The 24614-nt window shown below is 63.0% G+C and carries 25 protein-coding genes; 14 read left to right on the forward strand and 11 right to left on the reverse strand.

The features are described 5' to 3' along the window. Positions 1-107: 107 nt before the first annotated feature. Positions 108-1955 (reverse strand): DUF885 domain-containing protein, encoded by a 1848-nt coding sequence (locus ACSSV3_RS07180; RefSeq protein ID WP_354323335.1) that lies wholly within the window; start codon positions 1953-1955, stop codon positions 108-110. A gap of 74 nt (positions 1956-2029) precedes the next feature. On the opposite strand from ACSSV3_RS07180, the gene ACSSV3_RS07185 reads away from it, so the two are divergent. Beyond that, positions 2030-2242, forward strand: coding sequence for a hypothetical protein (locus ACSSV3_RS07185; protein WP_354323337.1), 213 nt, complete (start codon positions 2030-2032; stop codon positions 2240-2242). A gap of 78 nt (positions 2243-2320) precedes the next feature. Here ACSSV3_RS07185 and ACSSV3_RS07190 read toward each other — a convergent pair whose 3' ends face one another. Together ACSSV3_RS07190 and ACSSV3_RS07195 are read right to left on the reverse strand one after the other, a co-directional pair. Then, positions 2321-2989: an energy transducer TonB gene (locus ACSSV3_RS07190; protein ID WP_354323339.1), complete on the reverse strand. Its 669-nt coding sequence runs from the start codon at positions 2987-2989 to the stop codon at positions 2321-2323. Positions 2990-3152: 163 nt separating this feature from the next. Then, complete coding sequence (locus tag ACSSV3_RS07195) at positions 3153-3809, reverse strand: alpha/beta hydrolase (RefSeq protein WP_354323340.1); 657 nt, start codon at positions 3807-3809, stop codon at positions 3153-3155. A 120-nt stretch (positions 3810-3929) separates the two neighbouring features. Here ACSSV3_RS07195 and ACSSV3_RS07200 point away from each other — a divergent pair, with 120 nt between their 5' ends. The 4 genes from ACSSV3_RS07200 (at position 3930) to parC (ending at position 8813) form a co-directional block, all read left to right on the forward strand. Further along, positions 3930-4907: a cysteine desulfurase family protein gene (locus ACSSV3_RS07200; RefSeq protein ID WP_354323589.1), complete on the forward strand. Its 978-nt coding sequence runs from the start codon at positions 3930-3932 to the stop codon at positions 4905-4907. A gap of 105 nt (positions 4908-5012) precedes the next feature. Continuing rightward, complete coding sequence (locus ACSSV3_RS07205; protein WP_354323342.1) at positions 5013-6113, forward strand: cysteine desulfurase family protein; 1101 nt, start codon at positions 5013-5015, stop codon at positions 6111-6113. A gap of 2 nt (positions 6114-6115) precedes the next feature. Continuing rightward, positions 6116-6445, forward strand: coding sequence for a 2Fe-2S iron-sulfur cluster-binding protein (locus ACSSV3_RS07210; RefSeq protein ID WP_454184781.1), 330 nt, complete (start codon positions 6116-6118; stop codon positions 6443-6445). A gap of 61 nt (positions 6446-6506) precedes the next feature. Further along, positions 6507-8813: a DNA topoisomerase IV subunit A gene (gene parC, locus ACSSV3_RS07215; protein ID WP_354323345.1), complete on the forward strand. Its 2307-nt coding sequence runs from the start codon at positions 6507-6509 to the stop codon at positions 8811-8813. Between the two features lie 89 nt (positions 8814-8902). Here the strand turns inward: parC and ACSSV3_RS07220 are convergent, their stop codons facing one another. The 6 genes from ACSSV3_RS07220 to ACSSV3_RS07245 all read right to left on the reverse strand — a co-directional run bounded on the left by ACSSV3_RS07220 (position 8903) and on the right by ACSSV3_RS07245 (position 13821). Continuing rightward, positions 8903-9415 carry a hypothetical protein gene (locus ACSSV3_RS07220; protein ID WP_354323347.1) on the reverse strand — a complete coding sequence of 171 codons (513 nt, stop codon included), beginning with the start codon at positions 9413-9415 and terminating at the stop codon, positions 8903-8905. 275 nt (positions 9416-9690) lie between these two features. Beyond that, entirely contained in the window at positions 9691-10875 is a 1185-nt protein-coding gene (locus ACSSV3_RS07225) for a CCA tRNA nucleotidyltransferase (protein ID WP_354323349.1), read from the reverse strand. Next, positions 10865-11491 (reverse strand): CoA pyrophosphatase, encoded by a 627-nt coding sequence (locus tag ACSSV3_RS07230; protein WP_354323351.1) that lies wholly within the window; start codon positions 11489-11491, stop codon positions 10865-10867. Before ACSSV3_RS07230 ends, ACSSV3_RS07225 begins: the two co-directional genes overlap by 11 nt. Further along, positions 11488-12042, reverse strand: a complete 555-nt coding sequence (locus ACSSV3_RS07235) for a DUF1285 domain-containing protein (RefSeq protein WP_354323352.1) — start codon at positions 12040-12042, stop codon at positions 11488-11490. The genes ACSSV3_RS07230 and ACSSV3_RS07235 overlap by 4 nt, the downstream gene beginning before the upstream one ends. An 82-nt stretch (positions 12043-12124) precedes the next feature. Then, positions 12125-12664 (reverse strand): GNAT family N-acetyltransferase, encoded by a 540-nt coding sequence (locus ACSSV3_RS07240; RefSeq protein WP_354323354.1) that lies wholly within the window; start codon positions 12662-12664, stop codon positions 12125-12127. Then, a complete protein-coding gene (locus ACSSV3_RS07245) occupies positions 12661-13821 on the reverse strand; it encodes a PQQ-dependent sugar dehydrogenase (RefSeq protein WP_354323356.1) in 1161 nt (386 codons plus the stop codon). The genes ACSSV3_RS07240 and ACSSV3_RS07245 overlap by 4 nt, the downstream gene beginning before the upstream one ends. Between ACSSV3_RS07245 and ACSSV3_RS07250 the strand changes: the two genes are divergently transcribed. The 4 genes from ACSSV3_RS07250 (at position 13820) to ACSSV3_RS07265 (ending at position 17885) form a co-directional block, all read left to right on the forward strand. Beyond that, entirely contained in the window at positions 13820-14443 is a 624-nt protein-coding gene (locus ACSSV3_RS07250) for a ribonuclease HII (RefSeq protein WP_354323357.1), read from the forward strand. The two genes, ACSSV3_RS07245 and ACSSV3_RS07250, sit on opposite strands and share 2 nt — an antisense overlap. A 290-nt stretch (positions 14444-14733) precedes the next feature. Further along, positions 14734-15816: a site-specific DNA-methyltransferase gene (locus tag ACSSV3_RS07255; protein WP_354323359.1), complete on the forward strand. Its 1083-nt coding sequence runs from the start codon at positions 14734-14736 to the stop codon at positions 15814-15816. 18 nt (positions 15817-15834) lie between these two features. Further along, positions 15835-16971, forward strand: a complete 1137-nt coding sequence (gene folP / locus ACSSV3_RS07260) for a dihydropteroate synthase (RefSeq protein WP_354323361.1) — start codon at positions 15835-15837, stop codon at positions 16969-16971. A 152-nt stretch (positions 16972-17123) separates the two neighbouring features. Continuing rightward, positions 17124-17885 (forward strand): outer membrane protein, encoded by a 762-nt coding sequence (locus ACSSV3_RS07265; protein ID WP_354323363.1) that lies wholly within the window; start codon positions 17124-17126, stop codon positions 17883-17885. Positions 17886-17930: 45 nt separating this feature from the next. Here ACSSV3_RS07265 and ACSSV3_RS07270 read toward each other — a convergent pair whose 3' ends face one another. Together ACSSV3_RS07270 and ACSSV3_RS07275 are read right to left on the reverse strand one after the other, a co-directional pair. After that, a complete protein-coding gene (locus ACSSV3_RS07270; RefSeq protein WP_354323364.1) occupies positions 17931-18692 on the reverse strand; it encodes an SDR family NAD(P)-dependent oxidoreductase in 762 nt (253 codons plus the stop codon). A gap of 32 nt (positions 18693-18724) precedes the next feature. Beyond that, complete coding sequence (locus ACSSV3_RS07275; protein ID WP_354323591.1) at positions 18725-20161, reverse strand: sigma-54-dependent transcriptional regulator; 1437 nt, start codon at positions 20159-20161, stop codon at positions 18725-18727. Between the two features lie 257 nt (positions 20162-20418). Here ACSSV3_RS07275 and ACSSV3_RS07280 point away from each other — a divergent pair, with 257 nt between their 5' ends. From ACSSV3_RS07280 to ACSSV3_RS07300, 5 genes are all read left to right on the forward strand, one after another. Next, positions 20419-20541, forward strand: coding sequence for a hypothetical protein (locus ACSSV3_RS07280; protein WP_354323366.1), 123 nt, complete (start codon positions 20419-20421; stop codon positions 20539-20541). A 10-nt stretch (positions 20542-20551) separates the two neighbouring features. After that, on the forward strand, positions 20552-21673 hold the full coding sequence (locus ACSSV3_RS07285) for an NAD(P) transhydrogenase subunit alpha (RefSeq protein WP_354323368.1): 1122 nt from the start codon (positions 20552-20554) through the stop codon (positions 21671-21673). Then, complete coding sequence (locus ACSSV3_RS07290) at positions 21670-22662, forward strand: DUF4268 domain-containing protein (RefSeq protein WP_354323370.1); 993 nt, start codon at positions 21670-21672, stop codon at positions 22660-22662. Before ACSSV3_RS07285 ends, ACSSV3_RS07290 begins: the two co-directional genes overlap by 4 nt. A 3-nt stretch (positions 22663-22665) precedes the next feature. Further along, complete coding sequence (locus ACSSV3_RS07295; RefSeq protein WP_354323372.1) at positions 22666-22947, forward strand: NAD(P) transhydrogenase subunit alpha; 282 nt, start codon at positions 22666-22668, stop codon at positions 22945-22947. Between the two features lie 194 nt (positions 22948-23141). After that, entirely contained in the window at positions 23142-24539 is a 1398-nt protein-coding gene (locus tag ACSSV3_RS07300) for an NAD(P)(+) transhydrogenase (Re/Si-specific) subunit beta (RefSeq protein ID WP_354323593.1), read from the forward strand. Positions 24540-24614: the final 75 nt, after the last annotated feature.

Genomic DNA, 24614 nt, shown 5'->3' on the forward strand with positions numbered 1-24614 from the left:
AACCCCTCGCGCTTTGCCTGCGACTGCACTGCGAGGGGACAAGGATAATGAAAAATCTGCCGTTTGCCAGCACCTTTGCTTACGTGCAGGCAGACCGCGCTGTGCGCTTACCCCCGCGCGCCCGCGATGTAGCGGCTCACCGTGTTCGCCACCACCGATAGCGGGGCGTTGCCGCCCAGCACCACCGCAGTGTTGAACGCCTTGAAATCATACGCGCCGCCCAGTTCCGCCTGCGCCCGCGCGCGTTGGCGCACGATTTCGCTGTGGCCGATCTTGTAACCGCAGGCCTGCCCCGGCCAGCTGCAATAGCGATCAACCTCGCTCGCGACTTCCTCGACCTTCGATCCATTGCGCTCGACAAAGAACTGCCGCCCCTGTTCGCGCGTCCAGCGTTTGGAGTGCAGCCCGGTATCCACCACCAAGCGGCAGGCGCGAAAGGCGAGCGATTGGAGGTAGCCTAGTCTCCCGACCTTGAATTCATCATAAGCGCCCAATTCATCCGCCAATTGTTCGGCATAAAGCGCCCAGCCTTCGGAAAAAGCGTTGAAGGCGAGGATTGAGCGGATCAGCGGCAGGCGGTTAGAAAATTCGCCTTCCCACACGTGGCCGGGGATCGATTCGTGGAAGGCAAGGTCGGCCAGATCATATTTGCGGTGCAGATCGGTGGTGCGCAGGTTGATCCAGAAGCGGCCCGGTATCGAACCATCCTTGCTGCCCGCCCCGCCATAAGCGCCCGGCGCGCCGGGTTCTTCGGCGAGCGGCAGGCGGCGGATTTCGAGCGGGGGGTCGACCAGTTGGTTGAACGCGCGCGGCATCTGCGCCTTGATCCACGCCACCCGGTCATTGATGAAGGCGAAGATTTCCTCGCGCCCCGGATCGCCCTCGGCAAATTTGTAACGCGGATCGTCTGACAGCCCGCGCATCCTGTCACCCACGGTGCCTTGGGTATAGCCGATTTCGCGCAGGATCGGGTCCATTCGCCCGTGGATTTCGTCGAGTTCGGCCAGCCCCTGACGGTGGATTTCATCGGGCGTCATCGCGGTGGTGGTCGATGCGCCGACCGCCCAGCTGTAATATTCCTCACCCAGCGGCTGCGCCCACATCCCGGCGCTATCCGTGGCGAGGCTGCGCTGGATTTTGAGTTCGGCAATCTGGCGTTCGAGCGCGGGGACAATCCCGTTGGCGACGATCCGTCCGGCTTGCGGTGCGGCCCAGTTACCGGTGTTGAACGGTGCGGCGGTGAGCGGCCCGGCGTAACTATCGCTGGCGCTGGCGATGCTCGCTTCCATCTGCGCGATCGCCTTGTCGATCAGGAAGGCCGGCGGCACCACGCCCATGGCGCGCGCGGCGCGGATGCGGTCAAGCTCTCCGTCGAGGATCGCGGGAACTTCGGCGAGGCGGTCCATGTAAGGGCCGACATCTTCGGACGCATTCAACGGCTGGGTCGAACCGAAGAACCGCGGCAGATCAATATAGCCGCCGACATTCTGGATCACCACATAGGGCGCGTTGCGCCAACTGCCGACCGCGACATCGCCGTAGGGCATCGCCATGCCTTCAAGCGCTTTGGAAAACGCGGTTTCGACGACCTCAAACCCGATCTGCTGATCGCTGGTCAGGCCATCCTTGGGGTAGGCGCGGGCTTCGGCGACCAGTTCCTTGAGCGTGGCCGCATATTCGCTGCGCCCTTGTTCGCCCGCAGTGCCGAAGGTTGATCGCCACGCGGCATATTCGCCGGTGTCCACGCCCAGCCCGGTGGCGCGGCCCGGTTCGTGGGCGAGCATCCGGTAGGCGATCCTGTCCAGCGCGGCATCAGGGTCAAGCCCAGCGACCGGCGCGGCAGCATTGGGCGCGGTGCTGGTTGCGGCGCAGGCGGGCAGCAGCGCAAGGGCGGAAACGCCTCCCAGCGCGGCAAGGGTCTGGCGGCGGGTGAAATCAGCGTGGTTCTCTCTCATGAGCGCAAGGTTTGACGAGGCGGCTTGCTCAAGTCAATTGCGCGCGGGCAGGATCGCGGGCTAAAGCGCGCAGCATGACCGATATCGTATTATCCATCGTCATGCTCGCCGCGCTGGCTTTGCTGGCCGGGGCCTATGTTCTGTGGCGTCGCACGGGGCAGATCAAACAGCCCGCGTTGATGGTGGTGCTGGCGGTGATCGCGGTGCTCAACGTGCTGATCTGGACGCTGCCCACAGCGGGCGGCGAAGCGCCGATCACCCAGATCAAGGCCGCCGGGGAAGGCTGAGGCGATTTCGAGTGAACTGGCCATTTCACTACGAGTAAATCGCCTCAAGCAATTGATACCTCCCCCGGCGGGGTACATTTATTCAGGAATCCGCCAGTTGATCGAACCGTCATAACGCCCCGCCACAGCCTTCCCGTTGCCATCGCGCGCGGGTGCGAAGCGGGCACGTTTGCTCACCAGTTGGCAGGTCGCCTGATCGAGCGCCACGTGTCCGGTTGAACGGGCGATGGTGCAGCCTGTCACCTTGCCGCCCGCATCAATGCTGAGCGTAAAGCGCGCACTTCCGGTCAGTCCTTCCCTGATCCAGCGCGGGCGGTAATCGCTGTCGGTCACCCAGTTGCCGGGATTGCCGCGCGGGCTCGCCGCGACCGGATCGAACGGCGATGCGGACGGCGCCGGCCCCGGAATGCCGAAATCAACCGGGTCGATGGGGCCGACAAGGTCGCCGATGCCGGGCAGGGTGCCAATCGGATCGCTGATGCCAAGGTCTGACGGAATGGCCGCCGGGCGCGATGTGGTTGTGGTGTTGGTGGTCTGCGTCTTGGTGCTGCGTGTCGTCGGATCGGGCGGCGGTGGGGGAATCGCGACGGGCTTGAACGTCAGGCTTTTGAGCGGGGGCGGCTCCGGCGCTATGACGACATTGACCGCAAGGCCCACCACCAGCAATGCGCCAATAGCAGCGGGGATGCCGAGCGCGCCAAGCATGGCGACGGGATTGGGGCGGCGGGTGTTGGAGGCATAGGTCATTCTGGGGCTCCTCTCTCCATCATCGTGGGAGCGGTGGCCGGAGCGCCGATGCCGAGCACGAACCCTCCGGCCCCGCTCAGGTGCAAGAATACTATGCTTTCCGCCAGGAACGAAGCAGTTTCGCGTTGCGATTCAGGACGCAAAGCCGCCGGGGGATAGGCCCCTACTTGATCGGGCAATCGGGCGAGAGCCGGAAATCCAGATAATTGTTCACCGAACCCATCAATTCCTCGATCTCGTTTTCGAAGAAGTGGTTGGCGCGCGGGATTTCTTCGTGGTGGATGGTGATGTGCTTTTGCGTGCGCAGCTTGTCGACCAGTTTTTGCACCGCAATCGGCTGCACCACGGTATCGGCCGCGCCCTGCACGAAGATGCCGCTCGCGGGGCAGGGGGCGAGGAAGCTGAAATCATACATATTGGCGGGCGGCGCGACCGAGATGAACCCGCGCACTTCGGGGCGGCGCATCAGCAATTGCATCCCGATCAGCGCGCCGAAGCTGTAGCCCGCGATCCAGGTGCTTTGTGCCTCAGGGTGGATCGACTGCACCCAATCCAATGCGCTCGCCGCGTCGGACAGCTCGCCGATGCCGGAATCGAAGCTGCCTTGCGAACGGCCCACACCGCGAAAGTTGAACCGCAGGGTGGCAAAGCCGCGATCGGCAAAGGTTTTGTAAAGCCGCTGCACGATCCGGTCGTTCATGGTGCCGCCGCCTTCGGGGTGCGGGTGCAGTATCATCGCCACGGGCGCACGCGGGCGCGGCGGGGGGGAGAAACGGCCTTCAAGACGGCCTTCGGGGCCGGGGAAGATGACGGATGGCATGGACAGACCTTGTCAACGAGGGGACGCACTGCGCCGGGTGGCGCCTGCGAAAGCGCGCTCTATATAGGGACGCGCGCGCAATTCGCAATTTTTTGTAGGGGCTGAGCCATTCCGGAGCGGATCTATCTCGACCACGCGGCCACATCGCCGCTGCGGCCGGAGGCAAAGGCGGCGATGGATGAGGGGTTTGCGCTGTGGGCCAACCCGTCCTCACCCCACGCGGAAGGGCGCAAGGCGCGGGCTGCGCTGGAGGATGCGCGCGAGCGGGTGAAGCGGTCGCTGGGGTGGAGCGGGGAACTGATCTTCACGAGCGGGGCGAGCGAGGCGCTGTGGATTGCGCTGAACCGGGCCAAGGTGAACCGCCGGATTGTCAGCGCGGTCGAGCATGACGCGGTGTTTCGCGCCGCGCCGGATGCGGAGATTTTCAGCGAAGATTGCACCTTTGACGGGCGCACGATCCTGGCGGTGCAGCACGTCAATTCAGAAACCGGCACGATCAATCCGGTGAGCGATATGGTCGGCACCGTCCGGCCAACGGGTGCGCTGACGCTATCGGATTGCGCGCAATCGGCGGGCAAGCTGGCGCTGCCCGATGCCGATATGCTGGTGATTTCGGCCCATAAATTTGGCGGGCCAATCGGGGTGGGCGCATTGCTGGTGCGCGATTTTGCGATGCTTGAACCCACGGGCGGGCATGAGCGCGGCTATCGGCTGGGCACCGAGAACTTGCCGGGTGCAATGGGCATGGCGGCAGCGCTGGAGGCGGGCGATTGGGAAACAACCCCGGCGCAGCGGGCTGTGTTCGCTGAAAGGGTCGCTGAATACCGTCTCACTGTCGGGGAGCAGGTCGATTACATTGTCGCGCTGACGCACCCCACGATCAGCGCGCAGGCGTTGCTCATCCGCCTCGACGCCATGGGCTTTGCCGTGTCGGCGGGGAGCGCGTGTTCTTCCGGCACGCTCAAGAAAAGCCGGGTGCTTGATGCTTTCGGAGTGCCCGATGATGTGGCCGCGCGCACCATCCGGGTGAGTTTGGGGTGGAACACCCGCGCGCAGGAGTTGGAACGGTTTGCCGATGCTTGGGCTTCGTTATGCTAGTTCGTCATTGCGAGCGCAGCGAAGCAATCCAGAGTGTCTCGCGATACGCTCTGGATTGCCGCGCGCCTGCGGCGCTCGCAATGACGAGGGTGGGGGCGTGAACCGATGATCTACCTTGATTACCAAGCCACCACGCCGCTTGCCCCCGAAGCGCGTGAGGCGATGCTGCGCTGGCTCGGCGGGCCGGACAGCGACACGTTTGGCAACCCGCACTCGCCCCACCGCATGGGCCGCATGGCGGCGGCGGCGGTGGAGGCCGCGCGCGAACGGGTGGCGGCTTTGCTGCCTGATGATGGGAAAGTGATCTTTACCTCCGGCGCGACCGAGGCACTCAACATGGTACTGCAAGGCACGCCGGGCGATGTCATCACCTTCGCCACCGAACACGCAGCGGTGCTCGATTGCGCGCGGGTGGTGGAGGCGCAGGGGCGGCGCTTCACCGTGCTCCCCGTCCTGCCCGATGGCCGCGCCGATCTTGACGCGCTGAAGGCCGCGATCACGCCCGCAACCGGGCTTGTCGCGGTGATGGCGGTCAATAATGAAATCGGCGTGATCCATCCGCTGGCCGAGGCCATCGCTATCGCTCACGCCGCCGGAGCGCGTGTTCTGGTTGATGCCGTCCAGGCTATCGGTAGGCTCGCCTTGACCCCCTTTAGGCCCGACTACATCGCGGTATCGGCGCACAAGATTCACGGTCCAAAGGGGATAGGCGCCTTGTGGATCGCCGCAGACGCGCCGCGCCCCGCACCCCTGCTTTGGGGCGGCGGACAGGAGGCTAGCTTGCGTTCAGGCACCCTCTCGCCCGCGCTGTGCGCCGGGTTCGGCGCGGCGGCGCAGGTCGCGGCAGAAGGGATCGAAGCGCAAATGTTTCACGTGAAACATTTGGCGAACATTGCCCGCGATGCCTTTGCCGCATGGGAAGTCAACGGCAGCGTCGACCACCGCTGGCCCGGCAATCTCAATGTGCGATTAGAAGGCCTTGATGTCGCCCGCTTGATCTCAGATTGCCGCAATGTGATGTTTTCGGCAGGCAGCGCCTGCGCCAGCGGATCGGGCCGGCCGAGCCATGTGTTGAAGGCGATCGGGCTGACTGACGGGCAGGCAAAGTCCTCTATTCGGCTGGGATTTGGCCGCTATACCACGGCGCAGGACATCGAGGTCGCCGCCAGCGCGATCCTCTCTGCCGCCAAGGAGCAAGGCTTGTGAGCATCACCATCACCTTCGTCGATCCCCATGGAAAGCGGGTGGAAACGGCGTGCGAAGCGGGCGACAATTTGCTGCGCGTGGGGCAGGCGGCGGGTTTGCCGCTGGAGGGCACGTGCGAAGGGCAGATGGCCTGTTCGACCTGCCACGTGATCGTCGCCGCCGAATGGTTCGACCGCCTGCCCGCCGCTGCCGATGAGGAGGAGGACATGCTCGATTTCGCCGCCGGAGCGCGGCGCACGTCGCGGCTTTCGTGCCAGATCGAAGTGACCGCCGCGCTGGACGGGCTGACGGTCAGCGTGCCGTCAGAAAGCAATGATCTGCGGCGGATGTAATCCACTCAAGCCTGTGGAAACCCCTCTCCCTCGCGGTGCGGCGGATTGCTAGAGGGGGGCCATGTCCGACACCGTTACCACCCCGCCCGAAAACCCGTTTGATGCGATCGTCGATGCGCCGTTCGATGCCGCGCTGTCCGAACGCTACCTCGTCTATGCGCTGTCCACCATCACCGCGCGCTCGCTGCCCGATCTGCGCGACGGGTTGAAGCCGGTGCACCGCCGATTGCTGTGGGCGATGCGGCAGTTGAAGCTTGATCCATCCTCCGCGTTCAAGAAATCGGCGCGCGTGGTCGGCGATGTGATCGGCAAATATCACCCGCATGGCGATGCCTCGGTTTACGACGCGATGGTGCGGCTGGCGCAGGATTTTGCGCTGCGTTATCCGCTGGTTGAAGGGCAAGGCAACTTCGGCAATGTCGATGGCGATAACGCCGCCGCCTACCGTTATACCGAAGCGCGGCTGACCAAGACCGCGCTGGCGCTGATGGCGGGGCTGGATGAAGGCACGGTCGATTTCATCCCGACTTACAACGGGGAGGAGATCGAGCCGGAGATTTTCCCCGGCCTGTTCCCCAACCTGCTCGCCAATGGGTCAAGCGGGATCGCGGTCGGCATGGCGACCAGCATTCCCAGCCACAATGTTGCAGAAGTGATCGACGCGACGCTGGAACTGATCGACAATCCCCACGTGGAACACGAAAGGCTGATGGAACTGTTCCACGGCCCCGACTTCGCCACCGGCGGGCAGGTGGTCGACAGCGCGGCAGCTATCTGCGAGGCCTATCGCACCGGGCGCGGCAGTTTCCGCCTGCGCGGCAAGTTCCACGCGCCAGAGGCCAAGGACGCCGATGATATCGCCGCCGGGATCGAACGGCTGGGCGGCGGGCAGTGGCAGCTGGTGATCTCGGAAATCCCCTATCAGGTGCCCAAGGGCAAGCTGATCGAACAGATCGCCGCGCTGATCGGTGATCGCAAACTGCCGATCCTGGAAGACGTGCGCGATGAAAGCGATACCGCGATCCGCATCGTGCTCACCCCCAAAAGCCGCAATGTCGATCCTGAACTGCTCAAAGAAAGCCTGTTCAAGCTGACCGATCTGGAAACCCGGTTCAGCCTCAATCTGAACGTGCTCGATGCGCAGCCCGGTTTGGGGCGCACCCCGATGGTGATGGGGCTGAAAGAACTGCTGGGCAGCTGGACGGCGGCGCAGATCGACATCCTGCAACGCCGCGCGCAGCACCGGCTGGACAAGATCGCATCGCGGCTGGAACTGGTGCGCGGTTACATCATCGCCTTTCTCAACCTTGACCGGGTGATCGAAATCATCCGTTCCGAGGATGAGCCCAAGCCGCTGATGATGGCCGAATTCGACCTTACCGACCGGCAGGCCGAAGCGATCCTCAACATGCGGCTGCGGTCTTTGCGCAAGCTGGAGGAAATGGAGCTGCGCAAGGAACAGGACGCGCTGCTGGCCGAGGAGGCCGAATTGCAGGCGCTGCTGGAAAGCCCCGCCAAACAGCGCACCCGGCTGAAACGCGATCTCAAGGCACTGCGCAAGGAATATGCCGAGGATACCGCGCTCGGCGCGCGCCGTACGCTGATTGCCGAAGCCGCGCCTGCGGTCGAATTCAGCATGGATGCGATGATTGAAAAGGCCCCGGTCACGGTGATCCTCAGCCAGAAAGGCTGGATCCGCGCGGCGAGCGGCCACGTGCCGCTGGATCAGGAATTCAAATACAAGGAGGGCGACAGCCTCGCCTTCATCCTCCACGCGCAGACGACGGACAAGCTGTTGCTGGCCGCATCGGACGGGCGGTTCTATACGCTGGGGTGCGACAAGCTGCCCGGCGCGCGCGGGTTCGGCGAACCGGTGCGCACCATGGTCGACCTTGAAAGCGAAGCCGCGATCGCTGCGATGATGGTGCACCGTCCGGGCGGGCGGTTGCTGCTCGCCTCAAGCCACGGCAAGGGCTTTGTTGCGGCGATGGATGATCTGCTGGCCGAAACCCGCAAAGGGCGGCAGGTGGTGAACCTGAAAGATGGCGCATTGCTGCGGGTGATCCGCGAGATTGCGCCCGCCCACGATCATGTCGCCTGCGTCGGGGACAACCGCAAGTTGGTGGTGTTCAACCTTGAAGAACTGCCGGTGATGGCGCGCGGGCAGGGGGTGCAATTGCAGCGCTACCGCGACGGCGGGCTTTCCGACGCGATTACCTTTGTGCTGGGCGATGGCCTCAGCTGGCAGATGGGCGGATCGGGCGAACGCACCCGCACCGAAACCGAAATCCGCATGTGGAAGGTGGCGCGCGGGGCCGCCGGGCGAATGCCGCCGCAGGGTTTCCCCAAGTCGGGCCGGTTTGACTGACGCTGTAATTGAAAGGCAAAAAGGGCTGCGGATGCGATTGCAGCACCCGCAGCCCGATTACGACCCTTGTGAGGGAGCGGTCGGTAGGGTTATCCGCCCGCCTTGCGGCTAGCGGCAGCGTTGGCGATCTGATCACGCGTAACCAGCGCCTTGAGCTGGCCATCGTTATCGACCATGAAATATTCTTTCTTGAGCAAGATCGGCCCATCGGGGCTTTCCAGCGTGATTTCATCGGCCGCCAGATCAACCTCGCCCAGCGTGCCTGCCGGATTGCCGTTGATTGACACCACCGCCGCACCAGTGACCAGCGCCGCATCACGCTTGGCCGCAGCGGCAGCGAGCTGTTGATCCATCATCGCATCAATCTGTGCCGTGGTCGCGTTGACGGCATGACCCTTATCGTTTTCGAACAACAGATTGGCGGGAATCGGGGCCTTGTGCTTGCCGGTGTTGATCACGACCACCTGTTCGGTCTTCTGTTCGACCGTGCCGATCGGGTTGCCATCATTGCCATAGATTGTCGCGCCCACGTCCTGTGCGAAAGCCACTGCGGGGGTCGCAGCAAACACGGCGGCAATCAGCGCCAGCTTAACAGATTTCATTGATGTACTCCATTGTTACACGTTGCCGGAGGATTGCCGAACGGGACGACAAGCTCTGCGGGATACGGAGGATCCCAGCGACCGGTTTGGCCGCAGCGAGAGGCCAGAGAGTGTGGCCGAGGTCAATCGCAACGCTGCTGCCTTCGCGGTAGCGAATGCGGTGCATTGACCCGTGACGTGATCCTAGCCCGCGCAGGACGTGGGTGACAACCGCAAGGCACCCTTCTTGAATGCAGCCTGCCGCTCTTTAGCCCCGGTTCATCCCGCCGGACAGGTCACGTCGCGGTCTTGGCCAATTCCTCGTTGAGCAGGGTTTCGACCCGGGCAGGATCGGGAAAGCCTTCAGCGACCCAGCGTTGCTCCACCGCTTGCAACATACGCGCGACCGCCGGGCCAGTGGTAACTCCGCGTGCAACAATCGCTCCGCCTTTCAGCGGGAAGACCGGCGGCGTCCATCCAATCAGCGCGCGCGCATCGCCGCCCAGCAGCAGCAGCCGGTCAACCGCCGACGGCACTGTGACACGATAGGCAAGCGCGTGGGGGTTGGCGGTGTCGTCTGCCACGCGTTCAGCCGCGCCAATCAACCGCGCGCGCTGCGTCTTGGACAGCCGCAGCCGCGCGGCGACCGTCTCGGCGACATCGGGCGAAGGGGGGAGCAGGGCTGCCAACCGCCGCACCGGATCGGGGGCGATGGCTTGCGCGCTCTCCTGCGCGATCAGCCGGGCAAGCGCGGCAAGCTGCGCGGCGCAGGCCTCGGGCAGGATCACGCCGAGCACGCCGTGCCCGCGCATCCGTTCCAGCGTCGCGTGCGGATCGGGGAGGGCCAGCAACGTCAGCAATTCCGCCGCCACCCGTTCGCGGCTCAGCCCTTTCAAGGTGTGGGCGAGGTCTGCGCAGGCAGCCTCCGCCTCCGCATCCAGCGCCGCGCCAAAGCGCGCCTGAAAGCGGTAATAGCGCAGGATGCGCAAGTGATCCTCGGCTATCCGTTCGCGCGCATCGCCGATGAACCGCACGCGGTGCGCCGCCAGATCATCCAGCCCGCCGAAATAATCGGCAATTTCGAGTGTCTCCGGATGGGCATAGAGCGCGTTGATGGTGAAATCGCGCCGCGCGGCATCCTCTGCCCAATCGCGGGCAAAGGCGATGGTGGCGCGCCTGCCATCGGTGGCGACATCGCGGCGCAAGGTAGTGATTTCGACCGGGCCATCGGCAAGGATTGCCGTGACCGTGCCATGTTCGATCCCGGTGGGAACGGTGCGAATGCCCGCGCGGGCGCAGCGGTCGATCACCTCGGCGGGCATCAGCACGGTGGCGCAATCGACATCATGCACCTCTACGCCCAGCACGCCATCGCGAACCGCGCCGCCGACCCAGCGGATATTCGCTGCGCCCAGCGCCGCTATCAGCGCGGCAAGACCAGCGCGGTGCGGCCATTCCGCTTGGGTGAGATCACGCCGCATCGCGCAGCGCCTGTATCGCAATCCGGCGCGACAGGTTGGCGATGATCGCCGCGGTCACGCCCCAAATGCGGAAACCCTGCCATTCCAGTTCGAGGTAACGCCGGGTCGCACCGCGCCAGAACACTTCGTTCGTCGTCCAGCTTTCCGGATCGAGCAGCAGGCCGAGCGGGGCTTCGAACCATGCTTCCACCTCCGAAGGGTTGGGGGTGAGGCACAACCCCGGTGGCACCACGCCGACCACCGGCGTCACCAGAAAGCCGGTGCCAGTATGATAGACATCGCTGGTTCCGATCACTCGAACCGCATCGCGCGGCAGGGCGAGCTCCTCCTCGGCCTCACGCAAGGCGGCGGTTATCGCGTCCTCACCGGGATCGATCTTGCCGCCGGGAAAGGCGACCTGCCCCGGATGATCGCGCATCGCGCGCGGCCGCTGGGTCAGGATCACCTGCGGATCATGCGCCGCATCGGTCACCGCAATCAGCACGGCGGCAGGCGTGGTGCGGCCACCCTGTGCGAAATGCGCGTCGCTGAGCAGATCGGGGATGGGCGTGCGGTGGCCTTCGGCAAAGGCCTGAGCAAGCGGGTCGTAGATGCTGGCGGCGGGGGATGGCGTCATGGCAGCAGCGAAAACGCCTGACCTTTGCTGGTGACTTGCCAGCTATTGTCCTCGGCCCCTTCGGCCAGCGCAATTTCGGCCAGTTGCGCGTAGGTTGAGCGGTTCAACCGCGCCTCGCACCCACGCCTGACATCGAGGTAGAGCGCCGGGGCATCGGCATCGCCTGCGGCGCGCAAGGGGTGATCCGGCCCGGCGATCACGATGTCATCGGTGTTGAGCCGGAACACCAGCGCATCATCGGCGCGCACGCAATCAACCGCGATGAAGGCGGCGTCATCCACTGCGATGGTAAGTCTCTCGAATGGGGTGATCAGCCAGTGCTGGCCGCTGTCGTCGCGTTTGAGCAGCCCGGCAAAGGCGCGCACCATCGCTTCACGCCGGATCGGGCTGCCTTCGTGATACCAGGTGCCGTCCGCGGCAATTCGCATCGCGCTGTCGCCCGATTGCTGCGGTGCCCAGCCTTCGACCGGGGGCAATTTGCGCTGCGCCACTAGATCGGCGATTTCGGCCAGCGTCAGTTCGGCGAGATAGGGGGGCGGTTCATAGGGCATGGTTCGTTTAGAGCGATGCCAGAAGCTTTGCGCAAGGTGAAGGGGCTAAGCTCTGCTCCTTCTTATTATTCCCACGTTCTAATCATACCCACGGGCCCAGCATCCCTTCAGCCGGCATGGCCGCCAAACCCGCACCGCGCGCCAGCAGCCGATGCGGTTCATAGGGGCCGGGGCAGCGCCAGCCACCTGTCATTGCCGCGGAAAAGCCCCAGCGCCCATAGTATTCGGCATCGCCGATCAGCACCTGCGCCAGCGCCTGCCCGCCCGCTGCCAGCCGCGCATCTTCAGCGATCATCGCGCTCATCAAGCCGACGCCAAAGCCTTCGCCCTGTTGTTCGGGCACGACTGCCACCGGCCCGACCATCACCAACGGCACCGGCCCCTGCTGCGTCTGGAGCGCGATGGGCCAGCATTGAATCGTGGCGACCAGCAGATCGTCTTCATCCAGCGCCGCCAGGCTCAGGCCCGGCAGCCAGTCCATGCCTTCGCGGATGCGGTAGGCCGTGCGCGCGTGGCGATCCGCGCCAAACGCACGGTCAAGCACCGCCTCGATCATGGCGGGGTCAACCGCCTCCAGCGGGATCAGCGTTGCGGTGGTGGGGGCAGTGGCGGCTGTTGTCATTGCGGGGAAAGCTTCAACACCCGCGCGCCCTTGCCATCCTCGGCGATCCACAGCGCGCCGTCTGGCCCTTGCGCAAGCGAGCGCAGCCGACGGTCGAATTCATGGCGGCTGACTTCGCTCGCACTGTCACCGTCGATGGCGACTTCGACCAGAGCCTGCGAACCAAGCCCCACAATCAGCGCGCGGCCTTGCCAATTGTCGAACATTGTGCCGTCATAGATCAGCATATCACCCGGCGCGATCACCGGGGTCCAGGTAAGTGCGGGCTTGGCGAAGCCATCATCGGCGCTGTGATCAGGAATTGCGCCGCCGTTGTAATGTTCGCCATAGGAACGCACTGGCCAGCCATAATTGGCACCGCGCTGAACGAGGTTGAGTTCATCCCCGCCCGCCGGGCCGTGTTCGACTTCCCACAGGCGCCCTTGCGCATCCCAATCCATCCCCAGAATGTTGCGGTGCCCGTAAGACCAGATTTCCGCTGTCACGCCGCCCTGATCCGCCATCGGGTTGCCCGCCGCCGGTGTGCCATCAAGGTTGAGCCGGACGATCGTGCCGAGTGTATTCGATGTGTCCTGCGCGGGCTGCATTTTCTGGCGATCACCGCTGGCGATATAAAGGTGCTGGCCATCGGGCGACACGCTGATGCGGTGCGAATAATGCCCGCGCCCGGTCACCTTGGGCGTTTGCCGCCAGATCACGCTGAGGCCTTCGATGGCGCAAGTCTCGGTGCTGGCGCACACCAGTGTCCCTTTGCCAACCGCCGCCCCGCGCGTGTCATCCGCGCCCGCCTCGGCCCAGCTGAGATAGATTGTGCGCTGACCCAGAACGTCTGAGGCTTCGGCGGGCAGGAAGGCGATGTCGCCCAATCCGCCTTGCCCTCCATAGGCCACTTCGGGAACGCCGCTGACCGTGCCGATGGTTCCCGTGGCCGTGTCGATAAACTTCACCGTGCCCGCCTTTTCGGTGACGAACAGCACCGCGGTGCCGGGCGCAAATTCAATCGCCCAGGGTTCCTCAAACGTCGCCACTTCGCTGATGACAAACGGCGCGCCATCGGCTGCCGATGCGGCGGTTTCCCCGGTTTCGGCATTAGCGCAGCTTGCCAGCATCAACGCGGGTAGGGAAAGTGCAGCGGTCAGAGGGAAAGAACGGGTCATGTTTGGGGTCACTCCGGGTTTCACGGTTACAAGTGGCGGCCTTGTCATCGGGGTTGACGAGGCCGGTCGCGGGCCGTTGGCCGGGCCGGTGGTGGCCGCGGCGGTTGTGCTTGGGGTTGAGATACCCACTGGGCTCGATGATTCCAAGCGGCTTTCGCCCGCCCGCCGTGCGCGGCTGGAAACGGCCATTCGCGCAAGCTGCGGCTGGGCAGTGGCGGTGGTGGAGCCTGACGAGATCGACCGGCTCAACATCTTCATCGCGACGATGGAGGCGATGACCCGCGCGGTGGCGCGAATAACTGCCGCGATTCCTGCGCCGGTGCGCGAAGTGCTGATTGATGGCAACATGACCCCTGCCGGACGCCGTGCCGGATGGGGCTGGCCCGCGCGCGCCATCGTTGGCGGAGACGGGATCGAACCGGCGATCTCTGCCGCGTCGATCATCGCCAAGGAATGGCGCGACCGGTTGATGGTGGAGGCCGCCCGCGCGCACCCGCAATACGGGTGGGAGCGCAACAAGGGTTATGGCACGGCCGAACACATCGAGGCGCTGCGCCGCCATGGCCCGACCCCGCTACACCGCCGCAGCTTTGCCCCGGTTGCGCAGCTGACGTTGATCTGATCGGAATTTTGCACGGTTGATGGCGTGGCAGGTGAGTCCTGCGGGCCACACCGCTGCATATCGAGTCCCTTGCGCGGCGCGGGACTCAACATCTTGTGCCGGTCTTGCTTCGTTCCGCTGCGTTGATGCAGTGTTAACCATAATGCACGCATAATTAGGCGCTTGACGCGGTCTCCTCAAAGACTCATGCCTGTGGATAAGTTGCAAGCAAATCAAGTGGGGTCGATCTGGTGGGCGTTATAGAAAAGACGAAGTTGCAGGAAAAACGCGCTGTAAAAGCGCCAAAAATCATGCCTGCGCTCGATCTGCCGCTGGGCCGCATCCTGCCGGGGGACTGCATCGAAGCGATGCGCTCGCTCCCCACCAACAGCGTTGATCTGGTGTTCGCCGATCCGCCCTATAACTTGCAGCTTGGCGGCGATCTCAACCGTCCGGACGGCAGCCATGTCGATGCCGTGACCGATCACTGGGATCAGTTCGACAGCTTCCGCACTTACGACACTTTCACCCGCGAATGGCTGACCGAAGCGCGCCGGGTGCTCAAGCCCGATGGCGCGCTATGGGTGATCGGTTCCTATCATAACATCTTCCGCGTCGGAGCGATTTTGCAGGATCTCGGGTTCTGGATTCTCAACGACATCGTCTGGCGCAAAGCCAATCCGATGCCCAATTTCCGCGGCACCCGCTTCACCAACGCGCATGAAACGCTGATCTGGGCGAGCATGGGGGAAAAGGCGCGCTATCAGTTCAATTACCGCACGATGAAGACGCTCAACGATGAATTGCAGATGCGATCAGACTGGGTGATGCCGATCTGCGGCGGGGGCGAACGGCTCAAGGAGGGCGGCAAGAAAGCCCACCCGACGCAAAAGCCCGAAGCGCTGCTTTATCGCGTGCTGCTGGCGACGACGGAAAAGGGCGACGTGGTGCTCGATCCGTTCTTCGGCACCGGCACCACCGGCGCGGTGGCCAAGCGGCTGGGGCGTCAATGGATCGGCTGCGAACGCGAGGATTTTTACCGCAGTGTCGCTGAAAAGCGGATCGCACGCGAACTGCCGCTCGATGAAAGCGCGCTCACCACCATGCAAAGCGCGCGCACCGCGCCCAAGGTGGCGTTTGGCGCGGTGGTTGAAACCGGCCTGATCCCGCCGGGCACGCAGGTATTCGACAAGAAACGCCGCTGGATCGCCACGGTGCGCGCCGATGGCTCGTTGGAATGTGATGGTAAAACCGGATCGATCCATGGGCTGGGCAAGGAATTGCAAGCCGCGCCAAGCTGCAACGGCTGGTCGTTCTGGCATTACGAGGTCGGCGCGGATGTGCAGCCAATTGACGCCGCGCGGCAACTCTATCTGCTGGCGAACGAGGACTAATTCCCACAAGGGAAAGACATGACCGCCACCGTCTATCTCCACCCGCTCACGCTTGTCTCCGGCCCGCAGGCGGTGGAGGGCGAGGCCGTGCGGCTGGGTGGCAGCATGGCCTATGCCCGCGAATTTGCGCTGGTGCTGCGCCGCGATGGGGTGGTGGCTGACCGGATCATCTGCACCGCAGGCACGGTGGAACAGGCGCTGGCCAGCCTGCCTGATGCGGTGGCCGATGATGCAGCCGCGCAGTGGGCGAACCTCAACAAAGCGCACCCCCCGGTGCAATTGGGCGCGCGCACCATCCGGCTCGATCAGCCGCAGGTCATGGGTATCCTCAACGTCACGCCCGACAGTTTCTCCGATGGCGGAGCGCATGATGATGATGATGATGCGCAGGCCGGCCGTGCCCACGCCGCCGCGATGCTGGAGGCAGGCGCGGCGATCATCGACATTGGCGGCGAAAGCACTCGCCCCGGCGCTGCGGCGACTTTTGAGGATGAGGAAATCCGCCGGGTGATCCCTGCTGTCGAATATTGCGCGGCAATGGGGGCAGCAATCAGCGTCGACACTCGGCGCGCAGGCGTCCTCGAAGTGGCGCTGGCGGCGGGCGCGCATATGGTCAATGATGTCTCGGCTCTGCGATACGATCCGCGCAGCACCGAACTGGTCGCGGCGCGCGGTTGCCCCTTGGTTTTGATGCACGCGCCGGGTGCCGGTGAAGACCTGCATGCGGGCGCGGTGTATGGCGATGTGGTCAGCGAGGTGTTCGACTTCCTCAAAGCGGCGCGCGCGCGCGCCATCGCGGCGGGCATTGCTGAAGATCGCATCATCGTCGATCCCGGCATCGGTTTTGGCAAATCGCTGGCGGATAACCTTGCGTTGATTAACGCCTTGCCGTTGTTCCATGCTCTGGGCAGCCCGGTCATGCTGGGGGCGAGCCGCAAGCGGATGATTGGCGCGCTGTCGGCTGAGGAGCCTGCCGATCAGCGGCTCGCCGGGTCGCTTGCGCTGGCGGTGAGAGGGATGGAGGCAGGCGTGCATATCCTGCGCGTCCACGATGTGGCCGAGACGGTGCAGGCGCGCAATGTGTGGCGCGGTTTGCGCGACGCGGCGCTCACCGATTTTTCGACGATCCCGGCGGAACTACCTGATCGCGGATAATAGCGATCGCGGCGTGCTGTGCGTGTCGTTCCGACGATTGCATGAATCGGGTATCCAGTTGGCGATGTAACTTTGTCGGTGTGAGCGGCGAACACCTTCATGACAGTAGAAAATTGTTTCTCAGATCATTTTCAGATTTGGAGCAAGTCGTCATGCGCCTCCGCTATATTTTCATCGCATCATCTATGCTCTTTGCAGCATTGCCTTCAACTGCATTTGCTCAGGATGATGATTTTAAACTCGATGAAGGTATTTATGCTTCGGTTCGTGGCGGTGTAACATCGCCCTCCAGCAAAACATTCGACGGTATTCAGGCTCCCGCAAATGGCTCACCCGGCGTTGCCGGTGACCCTGCTACCACGCGGGTCCAATTTGATGAGGATTTCACTGTGTCTGGCGCGGTCGGGTATCAAATTCCCACGCGTCTGCTGGGTATTTTCCAACCCAGTGTTGAATTGGAATATAATTATAGCAGCCCCGATATTGATGGTGGTTCGTCCAATGGCGGTAATCAGACGTTTGGCGGCGGCGCTGACATCAACTCGTTCACGCTGAATTATCGCGCTGATGTGCGGCTCAAGGAAAAACAGACTGTCGTGCCCTATGTCGGCGCGGGTATCGGGATTGCCGATGTTGATCCCAATATCGGCTATTTCCCCAATAACGGCACGGCCACCACCGATACATTTGCCATTCGCGGCAATGATACAGGCTTTGTGCTACAAGGCGACGTGGGGTTGAGCTTCCGCCTGAATGACCGCATGGATCTGGAAACAGGCGTGCGTTATCAACGCATTTCCGGGCTTAATTTCGAACGCGAATTTGTGGCCGGTGGCGGTGAAATCTTTAATGCAGAACAGGATGGCCGCTATGAAACGGTGTCCGGCCTGGTCGGCGTTCGTATCCGGTTTTGATTTCGGCGGTCTGGCGCGGATTATTCCAGCGAAAACGACATAAAATCAGAGTGTAAAACCGCCGTCTGACACCATCACGTGCCCAGTGATATTGGCCGCAGCATCGCTCAGCAAATAGAGGATGCTGTCGGCCATCTCTTCTGAGGTGGCAAAACGGCCCAGCGGCGTGGTTTTGGCCATTGCCTTGATCGTCGCCTCGCGGCCAATCGCTTCGACCGAGGCTGTGAAATCCGCGCCGCTTTCCCAGATCGCAGTGTCCACCCCGCCGGGGGCTATCGCATTGACACGGATTCCTTTTCTGGCGCTTTCGGCCGCGGCAATGCGGGCCATGTGGGCGACGGCCGCCTTGGATACGCCGTAAGGGCCGATGCCTGGCACCGGCTTGATCCCGGTGACTGAGGCGACCACCACCACGCTGCCGCCGCGCTGCTCCATCGCCCGCAGCGAACTCGCCAATGTCATGAACGCGCCGTCCAGATTAACCGCCATCACCCGGCGCCATTCGGCCAGCGAAATCGACGCAATCGGGCCGCCCGAACCGATCCCTGCGTTGACCAAGGCATGGTCTAGCCCGGCCAAGCGGGGGTCTAACGCCTGCCACAATGCCTCATCCGCGACGCTTCCGACAATGCGGTGCACTTCGCCCGGTAAATCGAGCCCATCCAGCCCCGCGCCATCAATATCGACCAGAAACAGCCGCGCCGCACCGCGCGCCGCCAGCGCCTTGGCCGCAGCCGCACCGATCCCCGAAGCCGCTCCGGTAACGAGCGCAGAGCGCCCGGCGAAATCTTTTTGCTGAGGTGTCATGCCCGCCGAGTTAGGTCGGGCTGGCGCGCTGATCAAGCCGCGTTATCAATCCCCAGATCGGACAGCTTGCGATAGAGCGTCGAGCGTCCGATCCCCAATCGCCGCGCCACTTCGGTCATGCGGCCGCGATAATGGCCGATGGCGAGGCGGATGACGTCAGCCTCGATATCCTCCAGCGGGCGCAGGTTGCCGTCGGGGGTGTAGAGCATGATGCCCACCCCTTCATGCGCGCTCGCCACCGTGACGCTGCCTTGTTCGCCCAGCATTTCGGACAATTGCGGGAAACTGTCAGCGGTGAGCGAGTTGTCGTCGCAATAGACCGCGGCGCGGAACAACACCGATTGCAGCTGGCGGACATTGCCCGGCCAGTCATAGGCGGCGAGCAACGCCAAGGCGCTGTCGGAAACGGACAGATGGTTCAGCCCCGGTTGTTCGCCGATCCGGGCGAGGAAATGGCGGGTCAGTGCGGGAATATCACCCACGCGTTCGCGCAAGGGTGGCAGCACGATCCGGGTGCTCCCCAGCTTTGCTGCGAGTCCGGCGTTGAACTGATCGCCCGCCACCATCCGGTCGAGCCCGACATTACTGGTCACCAGCAGCCGCACATCGACCCGGAAGCCATAGCTCGCGCCGACCGGACGGATGATCCCGCTGTCCAGCGCATCACCCAGCCGCTGTTGCAGCGCCGGGGTCAGGCGGTCTATCTCGTCGAGCACCAGCGTGCCACCGTCGCAATGCTGGAATGCGCCGATCTGGCGATCAAACGCGCCGGGAAACGATCCGGGTTCATGCCCGAATAACACCGATTCGATCGACCCGGGCGGAATGCTGGCGAGGTTGATGATCCGCAGCGGCTCCTTGGAGCGCGGGCTGGCGGCGTGCATCGCGCGCATCAGCATTTCCTTGCCGGTGCCGGTTTCGCCTTCGATCAGCACATGGCCGTGGCCGCGCGCGGCCTTGGCAGCCTGTGCCAGCGCGGTGCGGAATTGCGGTGCGGTGCCGATCATCGCATCGAAATCGAGGCTGGCGGACATTTTCTCGGTCAGCGGGGCGAGTTCATCGCGCGCCGTTTCGCGGGTGGTAACGCTGCGCAGTGCCTCCATCAGCCGATCGGGCGCGACCGGCTTGACCAGATAATCGCTGGCCCCTGAACGCATCGCCTCAACCGCGAGCAGCGGCGAGGCGCTGGTGGTGAGCATCAGGATCGGCAGCGCTGGGCGGCGCGATTTCAATTCGGCGATCAGTTTGCAGGCATCGTCGCCCGGCACCCATTGATCGAGCAAAATTGCCGATAACTGCATCCCTTCGCGTGTGCCGAGCATCGCAATCGCGGTTTCGGCATCGGCGGCGACAATGGTGCGCCAGCCATCGCGCGCGGCAATCGCGGTGATCAGGCGCGACTGCGCAGGCTCATCATCGATCAGCATCACGATTCGCGCATCGCTGTGCGCGTCTGGGTGGCAATCCATCTCAGCCATCAACCTTGCCGCTCACTTTCTCTCAGCCCGGACAAGAGTCCCCGGATGACACAATCCACAGTGAATAGGGCAAGGAGGTAAAAACGGGATTAAGGCTGTTTGCAGCGATGTCCCCGCCTGTCATGAATGGTGACTTGAGATAGCGCGCCCGCTTCGATACGAGAATGTCAGACGCTCTTCGTGGGCGTGTTTTTTCGGCGACTGGACGCGCGTTTGCGGTTTGGAATGCCCAAGGGGAAACAAGGATAATGACAGTTCACGATATGGAAAAAGCCCAGGCGACCTATGGCGGGTTCATGGCCACGTTGAAATGGGCGGTGCCGATTGTTGCGGTGATCGTATTCATCATCGTTGCGCTGATCGCCGAATAAGGCGCGGCGGTTGAAAATCGCGATCCTGAAAGAACGCGCGCCCGGTGAGACGCGCGTTGCCGCCTCGCCCGAAACGGTCAAGAAATTCGCCGCGCTCGGGCTTGATGTCGCGGTTGAAAAGGGGGCGGGGGTGATGGCTTCTGTCACCGATGCGGCCTATGCAGAAGCGGGCGCGAGCCTTGGCACCGCCGCCGCAACGGTGAAGGGTGCCGACATTGTGCTGGGCATTCAGGCGCCTGACGTGGCGCTGCTGAAAGGCGCAAAGCCCGGCGCGTGGGTGGCGGCGCTGTTCGATCCCTTTGCGAAACGCGACTTGGTGGATGCCTATGCGGCCGCCGGGTTTGAGGCATTGAGCATGGAGTTCATGCCGCGCATTACCCGCGCGCAGTCGATGGACGTGCTGTCCTCGCAATCGAACCTTGCGGGTTACAAGGCGGTGCTGGCGGCAGCGGATACGTATGGCCGCGCCTTCCCGATGATGATGACGGCGGCGGGCACGGTTCAGGCCGCGCGCGCCTTCATCATGGGCGTGGGCGTGGCGGGGCTTCAGGCGATTGCCACCGCACGGCGGCTGGGCGCGCAGGTTTCCGCGACCGACGTGCGTTCCGCGACCAAGGAGCAGATCCAGTCGTTGGGTGCCAAGCCGATCTTCGTCGAGAATGTCGCCGGGATCGAAGGCGAAGGTTCGGGCGGCTATGCCACCGAAATGAGCGAGGAATACCAGAAGGCGCAGGCTGAACTGGTGAGTTCGCACATTGCCAAGCAGGATATCGTGATCACGACCGCCTTGATTCCGGGCCGCGCTGCTCCCCGGCTGATCGCCGACGCGCAGATTGCGACGATGAAGCCGGGTAGCGTGATCTTCGATCTGGCGGTGGCGCAGGGCGGAAATGTTGAAGGATCGAAGCCGGATGAGGTCGTGGTCAAGCACGGCGTCAAGATCATCGGCTTTTCCAACACGCCCGCGCACCTGCCTGCCGACGCCTCGGCGCTGTTTGCGCGCAACCACTACAACTTCCTCAGCGCCTTCTGGGACAAGGAGACCGGCAAGCCCGTGCTCGACGAGGAAATCGGCGGCGCGATCCGACTGACGCAGGGCGGCAAGGTTGTGAATGAAAGGCTGATCGGGTGAGTGCGGTTATACCGCTTGGCCGGATCGAATCAGTGGACCTTCGAAAGGCTTGGCCGGACGAGGCGAAAAACTTCACCCCATGGCTTGCCGAAGAAGAAAATCTTACACTTCTCGGGGATATCCTCGGTCTTCGTTTGGAACTGGAGGCTGTTGAAAAACAAGTAGGACCGTTCTCGGCCGATATCCTTGGTAAGGATATTGTGAGTGGCAAGTGGGTTCTGATCGAAAATCAAATCGAAGGGACTGATCACAGACACCTAGGGCAAATCTTGACATATGCCGCAGGTTTGGATGCTCCGATTGTTGTATGGGTTGCCCGAACTTTCCGTGAGGAGCACCGCGCCGCTATCGACTACCTCAACAGAATAAGTGACGAAGATCACCTTTTTTTCGGACTTCAGGTTGAGCTGCTGAAAATTGGGGAAAGCGCTTTTGCTCCCAGTTTTTCGATCGTTGCAAAGCCGAACGACTGGTCGAAACAAAGTGCTGCGGCCAAGTTTGCCGTTGACGACGTGCTGACGCCGACTCAAGCCCTCTATCACGAGTATTGGGCAGCATTAATCCAGAAGGCCGCAGGTGTATATCCAGCGCTGGCGGCTAGAAAGCCCTACAAGGGAAACTGGCAAACTGGCGAGAGGATCGGCAATGGAAACGGCTTTTCGGTAGATGCGAACGCCTGTTTTGCAAGCGGCAATAAACTCAGGGTTGAAGCTTATATCAGTGGCGTGGCTGCGCCTATCGTGTTTGAGCAGCTTTGTGAGAGGAAAGCGGAGATTGAGCACCTTATGGAGCAAGAGCTTTCATGGGAGACCTTGCGGGGCCACGAGAAGCGAATCGCTCTCTATATGCCGGGCACTCAGAACAAAGAGGACAAGGGTCGGTGGGTTCATCAGCATGATTGGCTCTTGAAAAATTGGCCTAAGATGACTGAGGTTTTTCGTCCGATGATTGCGCAAATCCACATTGGCGAAGCAGAGGGTGGTGATTGACCAATGGACTTCATCTCAATCCTCTCGATCTTCGTGCTGGCCTGTTTCGTGGGCTATTACGTCGTCTGGTCGGTGACCCCGGCGCTCCACACGCCGCTGATGGCGGTGACCAATGCGATCTCCTCGGTGATCATCGTCGGCGCGCTGATTGCGGCGGCTGAGGCGCAGAGCCCGGTCGCCAAGTATCTCGGCCTGTTCGGGGTGGTGCTCGCCAGCATCAACATTTTCGGCGGGTTCGCGGTGACGCAGCGAATGCTCGCGATGTACAAGAAGAAGGAGAAGTGAGGATGGGGCGCTTCTCTCAGACTTCGTCATTGCGAGGCGACGCAGTCGCCGCGGCAATCCATGGACCGGCGATCGCCAAGCGCGGTTCGGCCATGGATCGCTTCGTCGCTTCGCTTCTCGCGATGACGATCTTATTGTTCGCGACCCCGGCCTATGCCGCAGGCGGCGGCGAAGGCGGCACGCCTGCCTGGGCGATGCTCGCTTACCTGATCGCGGGCGTGTTCTTCATCCTTGCGCTGCGCGGGCTGTCCAGTCCGGCGACCAGTCAGGCGGGCAACCGCAATGGCATGATCGGCATGGGAATCGCGGTGGTGACGACGCTTGTCACCCACGACATTGCCAACATTGCCGAGACCGGCATCGCGATTTTCCTTGGCGGGATCATTGGCGTCACCGTCGCTCGCCGCATTGCGATGACGCAGATGCCAGAGCTTGTCGCAGGCTTCCACAGTCTCGTCGGCCTTGCCGCGGTGGTGGTGGGCTTTGCCGCGTGGCTGAACCCGGCGGCGTTCGCGATAACCGATGCGGCGGATCAGATCCTTCGCGTCAGCCGTGTGGAGCTGGGCCTTGGCATCGCCATCGGGGCGATCACCTTCTCGGGGAGCGTCATCGCCTTCCTGAAATTGTCGGGCCGGATGAGCGGTTCGCCGATCATGCTGCCGGGGCGGCATGTCATCAACCTGGGCACGCTGATTGCGATTCTGGCGCTGATCGGGATTTACACCATCTCGCCCGAAGGCGGCGCGGGTGAAGGCTATCTGGTGATTGCCATCGCGGTGTTGGCCTTCATCATCGGTTTCCTGCTGATCATCCCGATTGGCGGGGCGGATATGCCGGTGGTAGTGTCGATGCTGAACTCCTATTCGGGCTGGGCGGCGGCGGCGATGGGCTTTACGCTGGGCAATTCGGCGATGATTATCACCGGCGCACTGGTCGGCAGTTCGGGCGCGATCCTCAGCTACATCATGTGCCGCGCGATGAACCGCAGCTTCATTTCGGTGATCGCAGGCGGGTTCGGCGCAGCGCCCGATGCAGGCGGAGCAGGCGGCGCGCGCGAACAGCGGCCCTATAAACAGGGTAGTGCGGAAGACGCGGCCTATATGCTCGAACAGGCCGAAAGCGTCATCATCATCCCCGGTTACGGCATGGCGGTGGCGCAGGCCCAGCACGCGCTGCGCGAAATGGGTGATAAGCTCAAGGAAAAGGGTGTGGACGTGAAATACGCCATCCACCCCGTCGCAGGGCGGATGCCGGGGCACATGAACGTGCTGCTCGCCGAAGCCAGCGTGCCCTATGACGAGGTGTTCGAACTCGAAGACATCAACTCCGAATTCGCGCAGGCCGATATTGCCTTCATCATCGGCGCGAACGACGTGGTAAACCCGGCGGCCAAGACCGACAAATCCTCGCCGATCTACGGAATGCCGGTGTTCGATGTCGACAAGGCCAAGCAGGTGTTCTTCATCAAGCGGTCAATGGGCGGCGTCGGCTATGCCGGGGTCGATAACGAAGTGTTCTACATGAACCAGACCGTGATGCTGCTGGCCGACGCCAAGAAGATGGTCGAGGAAATCGTCAAATCGCTCGATTAAGCATCGCGCCGAAAAGTGGGAACCGGTTTTCGGCTTCTCGGCGATGCGACAATAACTGAGCATCGCGCCGAAAAG

It is taken from the genome of Porphyrobacter sp. MBR-49 (assembly GCF_053628655.1).